Annotated in this window: 13 protein-coding genes; 10 read left to right on the top strand and 3 right to left on the bottom strand. The window is 68.8% G+C overall.

Annotated elements, in window-relative coordinates:
* The first annotated feature begins 2 nt into the window (after nucleotides 1-2).
* The 7 genes from AABF56_RS32530 to otsA all read left to right on the top strand — a co-directional run bounded on the left by AABF56_RS32530 (nucleotide 3) and on the right by otsA (nucleotide 10,178).
* Entirely contained in the window at nucleotides 3-1,049 is a 1,047-nt protein-coding gene (locus AABF56_RS32530) for an ABC transporter substrate-binding protein (RefSeq protein ID WP_338341946.1), read from the top strand.
* Nucleotides 1,050-1,168: 119 nt separating this feature from the next.
* Complete coding sequence (locus AABF56_RS32525) at nucleotides 1,169-2,242, top strand: ABC transporter ATP-binding protein (protein WP_272808800.1); 1,074 nt, start codon at nucleotides 1,169-1,171, stop codon at nucleotides 2,240-2,242.
* Nucleotides 2,239-3,102, top strand: coding sequence for an ABC transporter permease (locus AABF56_RS32520; RefSeq protein WP_064332940.1), 864 nt, complete (start codon nucleotides 2,239-2,241; stop codon nucleotides 3,100-3,102). The genes AABF56_RS32525 and AABF56_RS32520 overlap by 4 nt, the downstream gene beginning before the upstream one ends.
* 13 nt (nucleotides 3,103-3,115) lie before the next feature.
* Nucleotides 3,116-3,910, top strand: coding sequence for an ABC transporter permease (locus AABF56_RS32515; RefSeq protein ID WP_272808799.1), 795 nt, complete (start codon nucleotides 3,116-3,118; stop codon nucleotides 3,908-3,910).
* A gap of 296 nt (nucleotides 3,911-4,206) precedes the next feature.
* Nucleotides 4,207-5,316, top strand: coding sequence for an efflux RND transporter periplasmic adaptor subunit (locus AABF56_RS32510; RefSeq protein WP_272808798.1), 1,110 nt, complete (start codon nucleotides 4,207-4,209; stop codon nucleotides 5,314-5,316).
* 3 nt (nucleotides 5,317-5,319) lie between these two features.
* Entirely contained in the window at nucleotides 5,320-8,469 is a 3,150-nt protein-coding gene (locus AABF56_RS32505) for an efflux RND transporter permease subunit (protein ID WP_272808797.1), read from the top strand.
* A gap of 221 nt (nucleotides 8,470-8,690) precedes the next feature.
* Nucleotides 8,691-10,178 (top strand): alpha,alpha-trehalose-phosphate synthase (UDP-forming), encoded by a 1,488-nt coding sequence (gene otsA / locus AABF56_RS32500; protein WP_272808796.1) that lies wholly within the window; start codon nucleotides 8,691-8,693, stop codon nucleotides 10,176-10,178.
* Between the two features lie 181 nt (nucleotides 10,179-10,359).
* Here the strand turns inward: otsA and AABF56_RS32495 are convergent, their stop codons facing one another.
* Genes AABF56_RS32495 through AABF56_RS32485 form a run of 3 tightly spaced genes read right to left on the bottom strand, consistent with a single transcriptional unit; the run spans nucleotide 10,360 to nucleotide 13,555 of the window.
* Nucleotides 10,360-11,202 carry a TIGR01459 family HAD-type hydrolase gene (locus AABF56_RS32495; protein WP_272808795.1) on the bottom strand — a complete coding sequence of 281 codons (843 nt, stop codon included), beginning with the start codon at nucleotides 11,200-11,202 and terminating at the stop codon, nucleotides 10,360-10,362.
* Nucleotides 11,199-12,476: an FGGY-family carbohydrate kinase gene (locus tag AABF56_RS32490; RefSeq protein WP_272808794.1), complete on the bottom strand. Its 1,278-nt coding sequence runs from the start codon at nucleotides 12,474-12,476 to the stop codon at nucleotides 11,199-11,201. The genes AABF56_RS32495 and AABF56_RS32490 overlap by 4 nt, the downstream gene beginning before the upstream one ends.
* A complete protein-coding gene (locus AABF56_RS32485) occupies nucleotides 12,473-13,555 on the bottom strand; it encodes a class II aldolase/adducin family protein (RefSeq protein WP_272808793.1) in 1,083 nt (360 codons plus the stop codon). The genes AABF56_RS32490 and AABF56_RS32485 overlap by 4 nt, the downstream gene beginning before the upstream one ends.
* 190 nt (nucleotides 13,556-13,745) lie before the next feature.
* Here AABF56_RS32485 and AABF56_RS32480 point away from each other — a divergent pair, with 190 nt between their 5' ends.
* The 3 genes from AABF56_RS32480 to AABF56_RS32470 are packed head-to-tail and all read left to right on the top strand — an operon-like array spanning nucleotide 13,746 to nucleotide 17,439.
* A complete protein-coding gene (locus AABF56_RS32480) occupies nucleotides 13,746-14,525 on the top strand; it encodes a DeoR/GlpR family DNA-binding transcription regulator (protein WP_244769012.1) in 780 nt (259 codons plus the stop codon).
* Nucleotides 14,522-15,916, top strand: coding sequence for an FGGY-family carbohydrate kinase (locus AABF56_RS32475; protein WP_272808792.1), 1,395 nt, complete (start codon nucleotides 14,522-14,524; stop codon nucleotides 15,914-15,916). Before AABF56_RS32480 ends, AABF56_RS32475 begins: the two co-directional genes overlap by 4 nt.
* Complete coding sequence (locus AABF56_RS32470; RefSeq protein WP_272808791.1) at nucleotides 15,913-17,439, top strand: sugar ABC transporter ATP-binding protein; 1,527 nt, start codon at nucleotides 15,913-15,915, stop codon at nucleotides 17,437-17,439. The genes AABF56_RS32475 and AABF56_RS32470 overlap by 4 nt, the downstream gene beginning before the upstream one ends.
* Nucleotides 17,440-17,452: the final 13 nt, after the last annotated feature.

Below are 17,452 nucleotides of genomic sequence, written 5' to 3'. Positions count from 1 at the left end.
CAATGAAGAACGCAACCCGCGCCGGCCTTGCCGCGCTTGCAATGGCCCTCGCCACATCCGTGGCGATGGCCGATACGGTGGTGCTGACCGCCTATTCCGGCATCTTCCAGGAAAACTACGTGAAGGCCGTCGTCGAGCCCTTCATGAAGGCCAATCCCGACATCACCGTGGAATTCTACGGCATGCCGAACTCCGCCCAGATGCTGGGCACGCTGCGCGCCCAGGCAAGCGCGCCACAGATCGACATCGCCATCATGGACGTCTCGGTCGCCAAGGCCGCGACCGACGAGGGCATCTTCGCGCCGATGGACGAGACGGTGACGAAGCATCTCGCCGACCTCTATCCCCAGGCGCGCTACGAGGGCGTCAACGCCGCCGGCGTCACCTTCGACAACCTCGTCCTGCTCTACAACACCGACAAGGTGCAGCAGGCGCCGACCTCCTGGAACGCGCTGTGGGACGCGCAATATGCCAAGCAGGTCTCCATTCCCGCCGTGCCGGACATCCAGGGCACGACGCTGACCATCATCACCGACAAGATGGCCGGCGGCACGAACTATATCGAGAGCGTCGAGGCCGGCCTCAAGCGGCTGGAGGAACTTGCGCCCCTCGTCCAGACCTGGGAGCCGCGGCCCGACGTCTACCAGCCGATCTCCAGCGGCACGGCGGCGATCGGCATCGGCTGGAACGCCCGCGCGCAGGTCTATGCCGATCTTTCCGACGGCAAGCTCGGCGTGGTGCTGCCGCAGGAAGGCAGCGGCTTCCAGATCAACGTGATCGGCCTCGTCAAGGGCGGGCCGGCCAGCGAAAGTGCGAAGAAATTCATCGACTATGCGCTGAGCCCGGAGGCGCAGGCCGCCTTCACCGAGCAGATGTTCTACGCGCCCACCAACGCCAAGGCCGCGGCGCTCATCTCGGAAAAGGCGCTGCAGCGCACCGCCGCCGGCGCCATGGACAGGATGATCGACATCAACTGGCTCGAGGTCGCCAAGGTCCGCGACGCCATCACCGAGCAGTGGCGCCGCCGCGTCATTCCGCTCAGCCGCTGATGCCAGCCGGAAGCGTTTCCGTTTTCTCCGATCACGGAAACGCTTTATCTGTCTGTCTTTCCGCAGTTCCGCCCTTGGACAGGCCGCGTTCCGTGCCGGAATTGCCCCAGGAGTTCTCCATGCCCACGACTTCCGCTCCCGACGAGCATCTCAGACTGGAAGGAATCGGCGTCAGCTTCGGCGCCGTCAACGTGATCCCCTCGCTCGATCTTTCCGTCCGCAAGGGCGAGATGGTGGCCTTCCTCGGCCCCTCGGGATGCGGAAAGACCACGACGCTGCGGATCATCGCCGGCCTCAACAAACCCTCCCGGGGCAGCATCATGGTGGGAGGGCGCGACATCACGCACCTTCCCATCCATGATCGCGACATGGGCATGGTCTTCCAGAGCTACGCCCTCTTCCCGCACATGGACGTTTCGCACAACGTCCAGTTCGGGCTGCAGATGCGCAACGTCCCTGCCCGCGAGGCGGAGAAACGGGCGGCCCAGGCGCTGGAGATGGTCCAGCTCGGCCACCTCGCCCATCGCAAGCCGAAGGAACTGTCGGGCGGCCAGCAGCAGCGCGTGGCGCTCGCCCGCGCCCTCGTCATCGAACCGTCGATCCTTTTGCTCGACGAACCGCTGTCCAATCTCGATGCCAAGCTGCGCGACGAGATGCGCGTGCAGATCCGCGCCCTCCAGCAAGAGAGCGGCATCACCGCCGTCTTCGTCACCCACGACCAGGTCGAGGCGCTGTCGATGTGCGACCGCGTCGTCGTCATGCGCGGCGGCCATGTCGAGCAGTTCGGCACGCCGACCGAGGTCTACGAGCGCCCGGCGACGGCCTTCGTCGCCAATTTCGTCGGCCGCACGAACCGCCTCAAGGGCGTGGTAACCGCGGAAGGCACCCTCACGGGGGCCGGCCAGCAGCTCCGCTCCGCCACGCGCCTGCCCGCCGGCGCCGTCGACATCCTCGTGCGCCCGCACCGCATCCGCCTCCAGGAGACGGGCGAGGCCGACAACAAGGTCGAGGGCACCGTATCGACCATCACCTTCATCGGCGACCTCGTGCAATATGGCGTCAGCGTCGGCGGCGAGGAGATCGTCGTCGAGGAGGCGACGCGCCGGGGCCGCAGTCCGCTTTCCGCCGGCGACAGCGTCACGCTCGGCTGGTCGGCCGAGGACACGCTCATCTATCCGGCGGGCGAGAAATGAGCGCCGCCCCCGCCCTTCCGCGCGCCTGGCGCGACGGCCAGCTCGCCGTCCTCCTCCTGCTCCCCATCGCGCTCATCAACGCGATCGGCTTCATCCTGCCGGTGCTCAACCTCGCCCGCTATTCCTTCAACCGGTCGCGCATCGGCGGCGGCATCGAGCAGGTCTTCACCTGGGAGAACTGGGCGGGCCTGCTCAGCGATCCCTTCTATCTGGAGCTGGTGCTCAATTCCGTCTGGATCAGCCTTGCCATCACGCTGACGACGCTCGTCGTCTCCTACCCGATCGCGCTCTACCTGCACCGCGCCTCCGGCTCCTGGCGGACCTTCCTCACCGTCCTCGTCATCTCGCCGCTGCTCACCTCCGCCGTGGTGCGCACCTATGGCTGGATCGCGATCCTGACCGACGACGGCCCGGTGGTCAGCGCCATCAAGGCGCTCGGCCTGCCGGCGCCGAGCCTGATGTTCAACATCAAGGGCGTCTTCATCGGCCTCACCGAGATCCTGATGCCCTACATGATCCTGGCGCTGATGGCCGGTTTCGGCCGGCTCGATCCGCGGGTGGAGGAGGCCGCGCGCACGCTCGGCGCGACGCCGGCCCGCACCTTCCGCAAGGTCATCCTGCCGCTGACGCTGCCCGGCATCGCGCTCGGCTGCCTGCTGTGCTTCGTTCTGGCCGTCTCGTCCTTCATCACGCCCAAGCTGATGGGCGGCGGGCGGGTCTTCCTGCTGGCGACCGAGATCTACGACCAGGCGATCGTCACGCTCAACTGGCCGCTCGCCTCCACCCTCTCGATCCTCGTGCTCATCGTGTTCGGCGCGGCGCTCTGGGCCTATTCCGCCGTGCTGCGGCGTCTCGACTAGGAGGTATACACCCATGGAAATCCACAAGACCTCCTGGCCGATGCGCATCCTCGTCTTCGTGCTGTTCGTCTATCTGCTGGCGCCGGTCATCCTGGTCTTCCCGCTGTCGTTTTCCGGCGACCAGGTGCTGCGCTTCCCGCCCTCCTTCTGGTCGACGCGGTGGTATTCGGCGCTCTTCGCCAACAGCCAGATGCTGAAGGCCTTCTGGACCAGCCTGTCGCTGGCGGCGATCGTCACGGCGCTCTCGATCGTCATCGCCGTGCCGGCCGCCTGGGTGATGACCCGGCTGAAATTCACCGGACGGGACCTCCTGTTCAACCTCTTCACCGCGCCGCTGCTTTTGCCCACCATCGTGCTCGGCCTTGCCATCCTCATCGTCTTCGCCTCCTTCGGGCTGCTGGCGACGATGCACGGCCTCGTCTTCGCCCATCTGGTGGTGACACTGCCCTATGCGCTGCGCGTGCTCGCCGTCTCGCTCAGCACGCAGGACCGCGCCTGCGAGGAGGCCGCGCGCACGCTCGGCGCAAAACCGCTGACCGTGTTCTTCCGCGTCACCGTGCCGATGCTGACGCCCGGCATCGTCGCGGCCGCCGCGCTCTGCTTCCTCGTCTCCTTCGACGAGGTGGTCATCACGCTCTTCCTCACCGGCCCGCGCATCAGCACGCTTCCGGTCGAGCTCTACAACTATGTCTACAACCAGGCCGACCCGCTCGTCGCCGCCGCCTCGGCGCTCCTCATCCTGCTGACGCTCGCCGTGATCATGATCTTCGAGCGCGCGATGGGCCTCGGCAAGGCCTTCGTCAAGTAGGCGGCCGCACGGGCCGGCAGGACGGTCCTCATCGCAGGAGGAAGGCCCCGGCTCCTCCCGCGATGACGTGCTTCGCGCCGGGGGCCGGCGCCCGCACCCCCGGAAATCCGCCGCTCCGGAGGCGTCGCCGGCCGGGCCGGGCATGCCGGCGACATTCCCGGCCGCACCGCCGCGATGCGGGGCATGGCTGCAACGCCGTCGAGAATTCTTTCTGTTTTCCGTCTCCCTTTCTGGATTGTAGGGGACCGGAACTCTACGTTCCGCTCCAACGTCGTCGGCTGTGATCCGGAGCAACAATGTTCGCAAGCAACAAGGCATGGTCAAACGCGGCCGGGGCCGCATGGGTTTTGATCGCCATCGCCGTGGGGGGCCTGCAGGCCGCGTGGGCGCAAACGCCCGCCGCGTCGACCGCGCCGCTGGAGCTCGCCGCGGTCGACGTCACGCGCGTCGAGCCGCGCGACATCGCCAGCGACGTGCGGATCTCCGGATCGTTGGCGCCGATCCGCCGGTCGACGCATGCCGCACGCGTCGCCTCGACGATCGTCGAGCTGCCCGTCAAGGTCGGCGACGTCGTCAGGAAGGGGGACCTTCTCGTGCGCTTCGACACGCGGGCGCTCGAATCCACGCTGACCGTGCGCCGGGCTTCGGCGGAGGCCCTGACCGCGCAGCTGCAGCTTGCCGAATCCGTCCTGCGCCGCACCACCAGCCTCGGTCAGAGCGGCGCGTCCACGGAGGCGGCGACCCTGGAGGCCGAGGCCAATGTCGCCAATCTCGCCGCCCAGCTTCGCTCGAAGCAGGCCGAGATCGCGGATGCCGAGCGCGACCTCGCCGATGCGGAGGTCCGCGCCGTGTTCGACGGCGTCGTCGCCTCGCGGCCCGTCGAGCAGGACCAGACGGTGGCGCTCAACACCGAGCTCCTCACCATCGTCGATCTCTCCAGGATGGAGGTGGACGCGGGCGTGCCGACCAGCCGCATTCCCATGGTGCGGGTCGGCCAGCCGGTCGAGCTCACGGTCGAGGGTTTTGCGGACAGGACCTTCTCCGGCGCGGTCACGCGCATTTCGCCCACCGCCGTCGCCGGCTCGCGGGCCGTGCGGGTCTTCCTGGCGATCGACAACAACGACCGCACGCTGAAGGGCGGCATGTTCACGACGGGCATCCTCAAGGTCGACGAGCGGAAGGGCGTCATCGCCCTGCCGAACGCGGCGATCCGCCAGGACCAGACGGGCAGCTTCGTGCTCAAGGTGACGGAGGGCGTGCTGCGCCGCCAGCCGGTCGTGCTCGGCACCGCATGGACGGACCGGGGCCTCGTCGCGGTCTCGGGGCTCGAAGCCGGCGACGTCGTCGTGTCCGCGCCGCTGCCGGCGCTGGAAGCGGGCATGCCGGTCGTCGTCGAGGGGCTGTAAGCGATGTTCCTCACGCGCATCAGCGTCCGCCATCCCGTCTTCGCCACCATGATGATGGTGACGATCCTGGTCATCGGGCTGTTCTCCTATTTCCGCCTCGGCGTCGACCAGTTCCCCGAGACCGATCTTCCCATCGTCGTCGTCACCGCGAGCTATACGGGCGCCTCGCCCTCGACCGTGGAAAGCGAGGTGTCGCGCCCGATCGAGACGGCGCTGAACACGATCGGCGGCATCGACACGATCATCTCCGAATCCTACGAGGGCCGCTCCGTCGTCGTCGTGCAGTTCGAGCTCGACGTGGATTCGCAGGTGGCCGCCCAGGAGGTGCGCGACCGCGTCGCGCGGCTGGAGGCGAGCTTCCCCGACGCGGTGGACACGCCGCAGGTCACCCGCTTCAATCCGGACGACGCGCCCATCCTCTCCATCGCCGCCTCGTCCTCGAAGCGCACGCTTTCGGAGATCACCACGCTCGCCAACCGCGTGATCACCAACCGGCTCAGCGTCATCGCCGGCGTCGGCCAGATCTCGCTGGTCGGCGGCAGCGAGCGCCAGGTGCTCGTGATGGTCGATCCCGACCGCCTCGAAGCCTATGGCATCGCGGTCACCTCCGTCATGGACGCCATCCGCAAGGAGAACCAGGACCGCGCCGCCGGCACGCTGATCTCCGGCATCAACCAGAGGATCGTCACCGTCGAGGGCCGCGTGCCGGATGTGGCGGGCTTCAACGGCATCATCGTCGCGCAGAGCGGCGGCTATCCGGTCTATCTGTCCGACGTCGCGACGATCCTCGACATCGGCGCCGAGGTGACGAGCCGCGCCACCTACCAGGGCATGCCCTCGCTGGGGCTGGACGTCGTCAAGGTGCAGGGCGCCAACACCGTGCAAGTGGCGGCGGAACTGCGCAAGGAAATCGCGGCGCTGAATGTCGAGCTTGCCCCGGAAGGGATCGAGCTGAAGGTGACGCGCGACAATTCCCGGCCCATCGCCGCCCAGGTGCAGGAGGTCCAGCGCACCCTGATCGAGGGCGGCGTGCTCACCGTGGTGATCGTCTTCCTGTTCCTCAATTCCTGGCGCTCGACCGTCATCACCGGGCTGACCCTGCCGATCTCGGTGATCGGCACCTTCGCGCTCATCCATGCGCTCGGCTTCACGCTCAACACCATGACGCTCATGGCGCTGTCGCTGTCGATCGGCATCCTGATCGACGATGCGATCGTCGTGCGCGAGAACATCACGCGTCATCTGCACATGGGCAAGAGCCATGTGGACGCCGCCCTCGACGGCACGAACGAGATCGGCCTTGCCGTTCTCGCCACCACGCTGTGCATCGTCGCGGTCTTCCTGCCCGTCGCCTTCATGGGCGGCCTCATCGGCCGGTTCTTCCTGCAGTTCGGCGTGACCGTCGCCGTCGCAGTGCTCATCTCGCTCTTCGTGTCCTTCACGCTCGACCCGATGCTGTCGAGCGTCTGGTACGATCCGCAGTCCGAGGTGAACGCGAAGCGAGGCCCGCTCGGGCGGCTGATCGCGCGGTTCGACCGCTGGTTCGAGCGCCTCGCCGACCGGTATCGCCGGCTCATCCGCTGGACCTTCCGCTATCGCAAGACGACGGTCTTCGTGGTCATCGCGCTGTTCTTCGCAAGCCTGATGCTCGTGCCGCGCATCGGCGCGGAATTCCTGCCGCCGGCCGACCAGGGCGAGGTCTCCATCGCGCTGAAGGCCACCGAGGGCGCGTCGCTGGACTACATGGCGGCGAAGGTCGGCCAGGTCGAGCGGGCGCTGCGCGAGTTCGACTATGTCGACACCATCTATTCCACCATCAATGCCGGCGGCGCGCGCGGCTTCAACGAGGCGACGGTGGCCGTCCAGCTCAAGCCGAGCACCGAGCGCTCGGTGACGACGGCGGCCAGCATGGAGCCGTTCCGCAAGCGCCTCGCCTCCATTGCCGGCCTCGAGGTCTCCATCGGCCAGAACACGGGCATGGGCTCGTCGCAAAAGCCGCTCCAGCTTTCCGTGCTCGGCGACGGCGAGGCGGAGCTGCGCCGCATCTCCAACGAGATCACCACCGCCCTTGCCGCCATTCCCGGCGCGACGGAGGTCGAATCGTCGATCGAGAACAAGCGCCCGACGCTCGCCGTGCGGATCCGCCACGAGGCGGCGAGCGACCTCGACGTCTCGATCGCGGCCATCGGCGACACCCTGCGCCCGCTGGTGGCGGGCGATGCCATATCCGTCTGGAACGCGCCGGACGGGGAGACCTACGATGTCGTGGTGCGCCTGCCGGCGACGGGCCGGCGCGATGCCGCGCAGCTTCGCGACCTCACCATCGCCACCGGCCGGACGGACGAGAACGGCAAGCCGATCACCGTTCTGCTCGACCAGGTGGCCGACGTCATCGAAAGCACCGCGCCGGACGCCATCACGCGCAAGGACCTCTCCCGCGAGATCCGGATCGAGAGCAATATCGAGGGGCGCGCGCTCGGCGACGTGACGGCGGACCTCAACGCCGCCATCGCGAAGATGCAGATTCCGGCGGGCTACCGCATCAGCTTCGGCGGCGATGCGGAAAACCTCCAGGAGAGCATGGGCTATGCGCTCCAGTCGCTCGCCCTTGCCGTCATCTTCATCTACATCATCCTCGCCTCGCAGTTCGGGTCCTTCCTCCAGCCCGTCGCCATCATGATGACGCTGCCGCTGTCGCTGATCGGCGTCCTGATCGGCCTTCTCGTCACCGGCTCGACGCTCAACATGTTCTCGATCATCGGCTTCATCATGCTGATGGGCCTCGTCACCAAGAACGCGATCCTGCTCGTCGACTATTCCAACCAGGGCCGGCGGGAAGGCAAGAGCCTGCAGGACAGCCTGGCGGATGCCGGCGCGGTGCGCCTGCGGCCGATCATCATGACGACGCTGGCGATGATCTTCGGCATGCTGCCGATGGCCATCGGCCTCGGCGAGGGCGGCGAGCAGCGCGCCCCGATGGCCCACGCCGTCATCGGCGGCCTCATCTCCTCCACGCTCCTGACCCTCGTCTTCGTGCCCGTGGTGCTGACGCTGCTCGACCCGGTCGGCGCGCGCGTCGCCGGATGGTTCCCCAAGGGACCGCGCCACCGGGAGCGGCAGGCCGGAGAGGACACCTCCCTCCAGCGCCCCTGAAGCGTCTCGTCCCCGGGCGAGCCGAGCCGCAAAACGGCCCCGCCGGGCGGCAAAATCGCCGGTTTTAGGGAACCTTCCCGGCCCCCGGCCGTTTACGGTGCATTGCGAAAAAGTCTGCCAGCGCTGTCCGCTGGCGCAAAATTCCTCTTTTTCGGGTTCAACGCGCCCTCGCAAAGCCCTCATGCAATGAGGGGCGCGGCCCACAAGGTAGTACCGAATTCATGGCTCGTCTCGTCGTCGTTTCCAACCGCGTTCCCATTCCCGACAAGAGCGGGACTGCTCCTGCCGGCGGCCTCGCCGTCGCCCTTCAGACAGCGCTGGAGGCACGCGGCGGGCTCTGGCTCGGCTGGTCCGGCCGGTCCTGCACGGACGATGCGGTCGGGCCGCTGCAGAGGCTGAAGGAGGGCAATATCGAATATGCGCTCACCGACCTCACCGAGCGCGACGTCGAGGAATACTACCAGGGCTTTGCCAACCGGGTGCTCTGGCCGATCTGCCACTACCGGCTGGACCTTGCCGAATACGGCCGGCGCGAAATGGCCGGCTATTTCCGCGTGAACCGCTTCTTCGCAAGCCGCCTCCTGCCGCTCATCGAGCCGGACGACCTGATCTGGATCCACGACTACCATCTCATCCCGCTGGCCGCCGAGCTGCGCCGGCAGGGCGTGACCAACCGGATCGGCTTCTTCCTGCACATCCCCTGGCCGGCGCCCGACGTCTTCCACGCCATGCCGGTGCACGAGGCGCTGCTGACGAGCATGACCGCCTATGACGTGCTCGGCTTCCAGACCGAGCATGACCGCGAGAACTTCGCCGACTGCCTGTCGCGGCACGGCCTCGGCGACCGGCTGGACGCGTTTCGCTTCAACGCCGGCGAGCGGACCTTCACCGCCCGGTCCTATCCGATCGGCATCGAGACGGACGATTTCGCCGCGCTGGCGAAACGGGCGGCCGAGACCGCGCTGCACAAGCGCATGCTGCAGAGCCTCGACGGCAAGCAGCTCATCATCGGCGTCGACCGGCTCGACTATTCCAAGGGCATCACCCAGCGCATCGATGCCTTCGAATCCTTCCTCACCCGCCATGCCGACAGCCAGCGCAAGGTGACGCTGCTGCAGATCACGCCGAAATCACGCTCCGAAGTGCCGGAATACGAGGCGATGCAGCGGGCCGTCGCCGAACAGGCCGGCCGCGTGAACGGCGCGCTCGGCACGGTCGACTGGGTGCCGATCCGCTACATCAACCGCTCGCTGCGCCGCCCGGCGCTGGCCGGGCTCTACCGCATGGCCAAGCTCGCCCTGGTCACGCCGCTGCGCGACGGCATGAACCTCGTCGCCAAGGAGTTCGTCGCCGCGCAGAACGGGGAGGATCCGGGCGTCCTGCTGCTCTCCCGCTTCGCCGGGGCCGCGCAGGAACTGAAGGAGGCCGTGCTCGTCAATCCCTACGACGTCGAGGGCACCGCGGACGCCATCGCCCGCAGCCTCGCCATGCCCGTCGAGGAGCGCCGGGAGCGCTGGACGGCCATGATGAAGACGCTGCGCACCAACGACGTGTTCGCCTGGTGCGACGGGTTCCTCGACGATCTCGCCGCCGGCCCCGCGCCGCAGCAGGCGCGCCCCGCCGCCGCGTCGGCATCCGCCAGAGCGGCGGAGACGCGCGCGCAGACCTTGCGGAAATCCTCCCCGGCACCCCTCGCACGCTGGTCGTAGCCGATCCTCGACGCATGCGGGCGATGCCGCGTCATTCCGTGAATACGAGCCCGTCGGACAGTTTGCGCGCCGTGCGCAGGAGGATTTCCATGTTGCCGGTCGGATGCTCGACGGCAGCGGCCCTCGACGCGACCGTGGGGTGACCCGTGTCCCGGACGAAGCCTGTCCGCGCGGGACGGCTTCAGGCGGCGAAGCGCTCCATGACGAAAGCGGGGTGCGCGCCATGGCGGTCGGCAAGGGCGGCAAGCTCGGGCCCGGTGCTTTCGGCAAGGATGCCCGTCCTGACGAGGCAGGAGGCGAGCCCCGCGCCGGCGGCGCCGGCGATGTCGTGCTCCAGGCTGTCGCCGACGCAGACGATCCGGTCGGCCGCAAGACCCCCGAGCAGCGCCTGCGCCTGCCGGTAGATCGCCGGATGGGGCTTGCCGAACCAGCGCACCGGCCCGCCGAGATCCTGGTAGGCCAGCGCGATGCTGCCGGCGCCCGGCGCCGTGGCGCCGCCGCTTGCGAGCTTGTGCCGGTCGGGATTGGTGCAGTAGCAGGGCACGCCGCGCCGTGCGGCGGGGGCGAGGCGGCGGCGGTAGTCCGCCATCGGGACGCGATCGGCCTCGCTGCCGGAGATGATCACGATATCGGCCAGGGCCGCGTCCTCGACGCTCTCGAAGCCGAGGCGGTCGGCAAGGTTGCGGTCGCCGCCGCTGGAGATCGTCAGGCAGCGTGTCCCGGCCGCGGAACCGGCCGTCTCCCCGGCAAGGATGTCGTAGGCGACGTCGCCGGAGGTGAGGAAGCGGTCGAAGCCCGCCCGGTCGAAACCGAGCTTGACGAGCCGTTCGGCATTGTAGTCTCCGCTGCGGCCGGAATTGGACAGCACGATGACGGTCCTGCCCAGCGCCTTGAGGCGCAGCAGCGCCTCGTTCGCCCCGGGATAGGCGCCGTCCTCGTCCCGCAGCACGCCGAACTGGTCGACGAGAAAGGCATCGTAGCGGGCCGCCAGCGCCGCAAGGTCGGTCTTCGGGGCAATGCTCATGGCCAGCGATCCTTTCCGGCAAGGACGAGGGCCGCCGTGCCGACGGCCGCTTCCGCCGAATTCGACGGCAGGAAGGGAACGCCGAGCGCCGCCTCCCGCATGCGGGTCCAGGCCGGATTGGCCGCGCCGCCGCCGACCGTGCGCACCGAGCACAGGGGCGGGCCGCCGAGCGCCGCCAGCCGCGCATAGCCCGACGCCTCGATCGCCGCGATGCCTTCGAGGATCGCCTGGAAGAAGACGACGTCATCGGCCGGGCGCGGCGCCAGCCGCGGCGCATGGGCGGGATCGTTGACGGGGAACCGTTCGCCCGGCCGCAGCAGCGGATAATAGGCAAGGCCGGTCGGCCGGTCCGGCCGCAGCAGCGGCGTCATCGCCTGCACCTGCGCGTCGTCGAAAAGGCTGCGGATGACCGCGCCCCCGGAATTCGAGGCCCCGCCGGCGAGCCAGAAATCGAGGATGCGGTGGGAATAGATGCCGTAGTCCGCCGCATCGACCGGTTCCGCCGAGGCGAGCTTGACGACCAGCGTCGAGCCGAGCGCGGTCACGCCGTCGCCGATGGACGCGGCGCCCGTCGCGAGGAACGAGGCGCAGCCGTCCGTCGTGCCGGCGTGGTAGCGGCAGCCGTCCGGCAGGCCGAGGGCCCGGCCCGCCGCGCCGACGGTCGCCAGCGGCGCGCCGGCGCGTTTCACCTCCGGCAGGAGGCCGGCATCCATGCCGCAGGCTTCGATCCAGTCCGGCCAGCGCTCCGCGGCGAGATCGTAGCCCGTCTTCAGGGCGTTGTTCTCGTCGCTCGCCGGCGCGGCGAGCCCGAGCTGCAGGAGGATCCAGTCCGCCTGGTGCACGATGGCGTGAACGCCGGCCCGGCGCGAAAGATGGACGGCCTTGGCGAGCGGCGAGGTCGCGCCCCGCGCCGGGCTGTCCGCCGGCGCCGACGCCGCGATCCGGTCGAGGACGGCCCGGTCGGGACAGGGATCGTTGTACATCAGCGCATCGCCGATCGGCGCGCCGCCGGCATCGATGGCGAGCACCGTGCCGGAGGTCCCGTCGACCGCGACGCCCGTTATGGCGGCAAGCGCCCCGCGCGCGGCAAGTTCGCCGAGGCACGCGCCGACGCCGGCCCGCCACGCGGCGGGCGAGCGGCCGGCCGCGGCATCCCGGAACGGCGAGGACGCCATGTCGACGAGCGTGCCGTCGGCGGCAAGGGCGGCGGCGCGCACGCCGGACGTGCCGAGATCGATGCCGAGCGCGACGGCGGGTCCGGACGCCGCGCTCATGCCCGCTGGCTCGCCTTGCGGTCCAGCGCCTGGCGGTATTGCTCGGCCTCCCAATGGGTGAGCTCGTATTCCTGGTCGCTGCCGAGATGGACGATGGCGGCCCCTTCCGGCACGCGCGACACGACCTCCGCCAGGCAGCGCGCCATGACGCGGCCGCCAGCGGTGAGCGCGTCGGCGAGCAGCACGCCCCGGTCGGGCACGAGCAGCATCTTCGGCATGTCGAGCCCCCGCGCGCCGCGCGCCTGCGCATAGGCCGCCACGGTCTCGCCCGCGCCGAGCACGCCGATCTCCGTGCCGAGGAAGATGACATGGTCGGGATAGAGCGAACCGCCCGTGGCGACGGCGAGGTTGGCGGGATGGAGCGCGGTCTTGTGGCTGCCGGCATCCTCGGCGGCATGGAAGGGGGCGCCTTCGGCGAGGGCCTGGAGATGCGCCGCGTCCCCCGGCGCCGTCGCCCGCTCGTCCACCGAAAGGGCGGCGGTCACGCGGGCGATGCGCGCGCGCACCTCCTCCACCGTCTCGCCGGTGACGACGATGCCGTGGTTGAAGAGGATCAGCACGTCCGGCCGGCGCGCGGCGACGCGATCGATCTCGTGGGCGAGCGGCGTGCCGGGGCGGCGGTAGGGAATCATCGCCCAGGTCAGATCGGGCAGCGCGGCCATGCGCTCGGCGAGGATGCGCTCCCGCCCGGCCAGCACGGAAAGGGCGATGGCATTGACGCAGTGATAATGCGCGACGACGGCCTGCGGCAGCACCGCGTGGAAGCTGGTCTCGATCGACGGGCGCAGGCCGGAGGCGTTGAGCGCCGCGACGACGAAATCCGTCGCCTTTTCGGCGCTCGGGTCGCGCGCCCTGAGCGCCGCCACCAGCGGCGCGACCTCCACCGGCACCATGATGTCGCGCTCGCCGGCATGGGCAAGCCAGGTGCCGGAGGCCTTCACCCACATCACGCCGTCCCGCTTGAACGAGGTGTTGCCGCCGGCACCCTGCGTTTTCAGGATGTCGCTGCCGATCTCCCTCGAGAGCGCGAGAAATGCATCGAAGGCCGCCCTGTCCTCCGCCCGAATGCCCGAAGCCATGCGGCCCCTCCTCTAGACAGTCCGCCACCCGCTTTCCGGCTCGCCGGAAACTGAGTGAACTTTTTTGTGAATGGTATTTGCATGATCGCATATCGTCAACAGTGAAGAATTTTCGTCATCGTTCTTGATCGTTCCGCGTTAGTGTGATTATCTTCATTCATCGGCGAGGGAGACGCCGGGAGGATCATCCGTGAACGACACCGAGCGCCACAAGGCCATCATCGATCTTCTGCGCGAGACGCCCTTCGCTTCGGTGCGCGATCTCCAGGAGCATCTCGGCGTGTCGCCCGCAACGATCCGCCGCGACATCGACAAGCTGCACGACCTCGGCCGGGCCCGGAAGGTCTATGGCGGCATCTCCGCCAGCGAGGCGGCCGACAGCGGGCGCCTTTCGGCAAAACCCTATGACGAAAACCGCGACATCGCCGTGGAGGCGAAGCGGGCCATCGCCGCAACGGCGGCCGGCCTGGTGCGCGACGGGGATTCCATCATCGTGCATGCGGGCTCCACCTGCTATCAGCTCGGCATATTGCTGGCGCAGCGCAACCTGCGCATCTGGACCAATTCCATGCCGCTGGCCGCCCATCTCGGCGAGCACGGCACCTGCCAGCTCTCGCTTGCCGGCGGCGAGCTCTATCGCGAGCCGGGCATCATCCATGACAGCGCCGCCGGCTCGCCCGCCTTCTTCGCCTCGCGCTTCTTCCTCGGCACGCAGGGCATCAGCAGCAAGGGGCTGCTGGAATCCCATCCGCTGCTGGTCAAGGTGATCGGCGAGCTTTCGGCCTGCGCCGACGAGATCGTGCTGCTTGCCGACAGCCGCAAGTTCTCCATCCAGCCGCGCAACGTCGCCCTGCCGCTGTCGCGCATCGGCACGATCATCACCGATGACGGCCTGACGGACGCCGCCGCCCGGATGCTGGAGGATGCCGGCGTCACCATCCTGATCGCACGGACGGGAGGGACCAGTTGAGCACCGCCCCCATCGCCGTCTTCGATCTCGGCAAGACGAATTCCAAGCTCTTCGTCGTTTCTTCCGGCGGAAAGGTCGTCGACGAGGCGCGCACCCGCCCGGTCTGGCGGGAGGAGAAGGACCTGCGGGTGCTGGACGACGCGGCCCTCCTTGCCTGGATGAAGGACGAGCTTGCCCGCGTCGCCGCCGCCCATGGCGTCGACAGCGTCACCTTTTCCGGCCACGGCTGCACCTTCGCGCTCGCCGCCGGCGATGCGCTCGTTCACCCGATCCTCGACTACGAGCAGGAGCCGCCCGCCGAAATCGCCGCGCGCATCGACGCCATGGCGCCGGATTTCCGCGAGACCTTCTCGCCGCCGCTGCCGCTCGGCTTCAACTATGGCCGCCACCTCCTCTGGCTCGACGCGCGCGAACCGGACCTCCTCGAAAAGGCCGACGCGATCCTTGCCTATCCGCAGTTCTGGAGCTGGAGGTTCTCCGGCCGGAAGGTCTCCGAAGTCTCCTATCTCGGCTGCCATTCCAACCTCTGGGCGCCGCTGAAGGACGATTTCAGCAGCCTCGTCGACAGGATGGGCTGGCGCGGCAAGATGCCGGAGTTCTCCCGCGCCGGCGCCGTGATCGGCACGCACGCCGTCACGCTCGGCGACGGCCGCACGGTGGAGGTCGCGGTGCACAACGGCGTGCACGACAGCAATGCCGCGCTCTATTTCTACCGCTCGCTCGGCTTTGCCGATTTCACGCTGGTCTCGACCGGCACCTGGGTGATCGTCTTCAATCCGGCAAGCCCGCTCGAACGGCTCGACCAGACGCGCGACATGCTGGCGAATGTCACGGTCGACCGCCAGCCGGTCGCGACCATCCGCTTCATGGGCGGGCGGGAATACGACGTGGCGAGCGGCGGCTGGACGCGGCCGGTCCGCGAGGAGGCGCTGGCATCCGTCATCGCAAAACGCGCCTTCGCCCTGCCCTCCTTTGCCGCCGGCGGCCCGGTGCCGGGCCATGCCGGGCGCTTTTCCGGCCCGGCCGTCGAGGGCGAGGAACGCGCCGCCGCCGCCCTCCTCTATGTCGCGCTGATGACCGATCTTTCGCTCGATCTCATCGGCTCCGACAATACGATCGTCATCGATGGCGGGCTGGTCAGGACGGGGCTCTATGCCGCCGTGCTCGCGGCCCTGCGCCCCGGGCAGACCGTGCACACCAGCGCCAACCCGGAAGGCAGCGCCTTCGGCGCGGCGGCCCTCGTCTTCGAGGACCGCGGCCAGAACCCCTTCGTCAACGATTGCGCGGTCGCCGCGCCGGCCGCCCTTGCCGGCCTCGACGCCTACAGGCGCGAATGGCGCCGGCAGGTCGAGGCGATGCAGGCCGGGACCCGAAAGGAGAAGCGCGCATGACGGAACGGACGGACGCCCCTGCCCTTCTGGAGATGCGCGACATCAGCAAGACGTTCGGCGCGTCGAAGGCGCTGTCGCATGTGAACCTGACCGTGCATGCCGGCGAGGTGCATGCCCTGATGGGCGAGAACGGCGCGGGCAAGTCGACGCTGATGAAGATCCTGTCGGGCGCCTATACGGCCGATCCCGGCGGCACGGTGCTGATCGACGGGGAGCCGGTAACGCTCGGCGATCCGCTGAAGGCCAAGGCCCATGGCATCGCCGTCATCTACCAGGAGCTTTCGCTCGCCCCCAACCTTTCGGTGGCGCAGAACATGTTCCTCGGCAACGAGCCCGCGCGCTTCGGCCTTGCCGACCGCGCCGAGATGCGCCGGCGGGCCGAGCCGATCCTGAAACAGCTCGGCATCGGCTTTTCCGCCGCACGCCGCGTCGCCGAGCTCTCGCTCGGCGAGCGGCAGATGGTGGAGATCGCGCGGGCGCTGACGACAAAGGCGCGCATCATCGTCATGGACGAGCCGACGACCTCGCTGACCACGCGCGAGACCGACCGGCTGTTCGACGTCATCGCCCGGCTCAAGGCCGATGGCATCGCCATCATCTATATCAGCCACCGCATGGAGGAGATCTACCAGCTCTCCGACCGCGTCAGCGTGCTGCGCGACGGCGCCTATGTCGGCACGCTGGAACGCGCCGGCCTTTCCGCGGGCACGCTCGTCTCCATGATGGTCGGCCGCGACCTCTCGTCTTTCTACAAGAAGGAACACCGGCAGGCCGAGGGCACGCGCCCCGCCGTGCTGTCGGTGGACACCATCGGCGACGGCGTGCGCGTGCACGACTGCTCCTTCGAGGTGCGGGCGGGCGAGGTGCTCGGCATTGCCGGCCTCGTCGGCTCGGGCCGCACGGAGCTTGCCCGCCTCGTCTACGGCGCCGACCGCCGGACGACGGGCACGGTGACGCTGAACGGCACGGCGCTCGCCATCGCCACGCCGCGCGACGCGCTCGATGCCGGCATCGCCTATCTCACCGAGGACCGCAAGGCGCTGGGCCTCTTCCTCGACATGTCGATCAGCGACAACATCAACATCGGCGTCATCGCCGGGGATGCGAAGGCCGGCGGCGTCCTGAACTTCGCAAAGGCGCGGGACCGGGCGCTCGCGGCCATCAAGACCCTGTCGATCCGCACCGCCGGCACGCAGATCAATGTCGGCGCCCTGTCGGGCGGCAACCAGCAGAAGGCGCTTCTGGCGCGCCTCCTGGAGACGAAGCCGCGGGCGGTCATCCTCGACGAGCCGACGCGGGGCGTCGATGTCGGCGCCAAGTCGGAGATCTACCGCATCATCGACGCGCTCGCCGAGAACGGCATCGCCGTGGTCGTCATCTCCAGCGACCTGCCGGAGATCCTCGGCATCGCCGACCGCGTCCTGGTGATGCGCGAGGGGCGCATCGCCGGCGAGGTGACGCAGCCGATCGAACAGGAAGCGATCATGGCGCTGGCGACCGGCACGGCCGGCCAGGCCGCCTGACGGACAACAAGGG

Source organism: Shinella sp. WSC3-e (assembly GCF_945994535.1).
Taxonomy (GTDB): domain Bacteria; phylum Pseudomonadota; class Alphaproteobacteria; order Rhizobiales; family Rhizobiaceae; genus Shinella; species Shinella yambaruensis.
The sequence above is the reverse complement of the archived record's forward strand: the minus strand, read 5'-3'. Positions and strand labels throughout refer to the sequence as shown.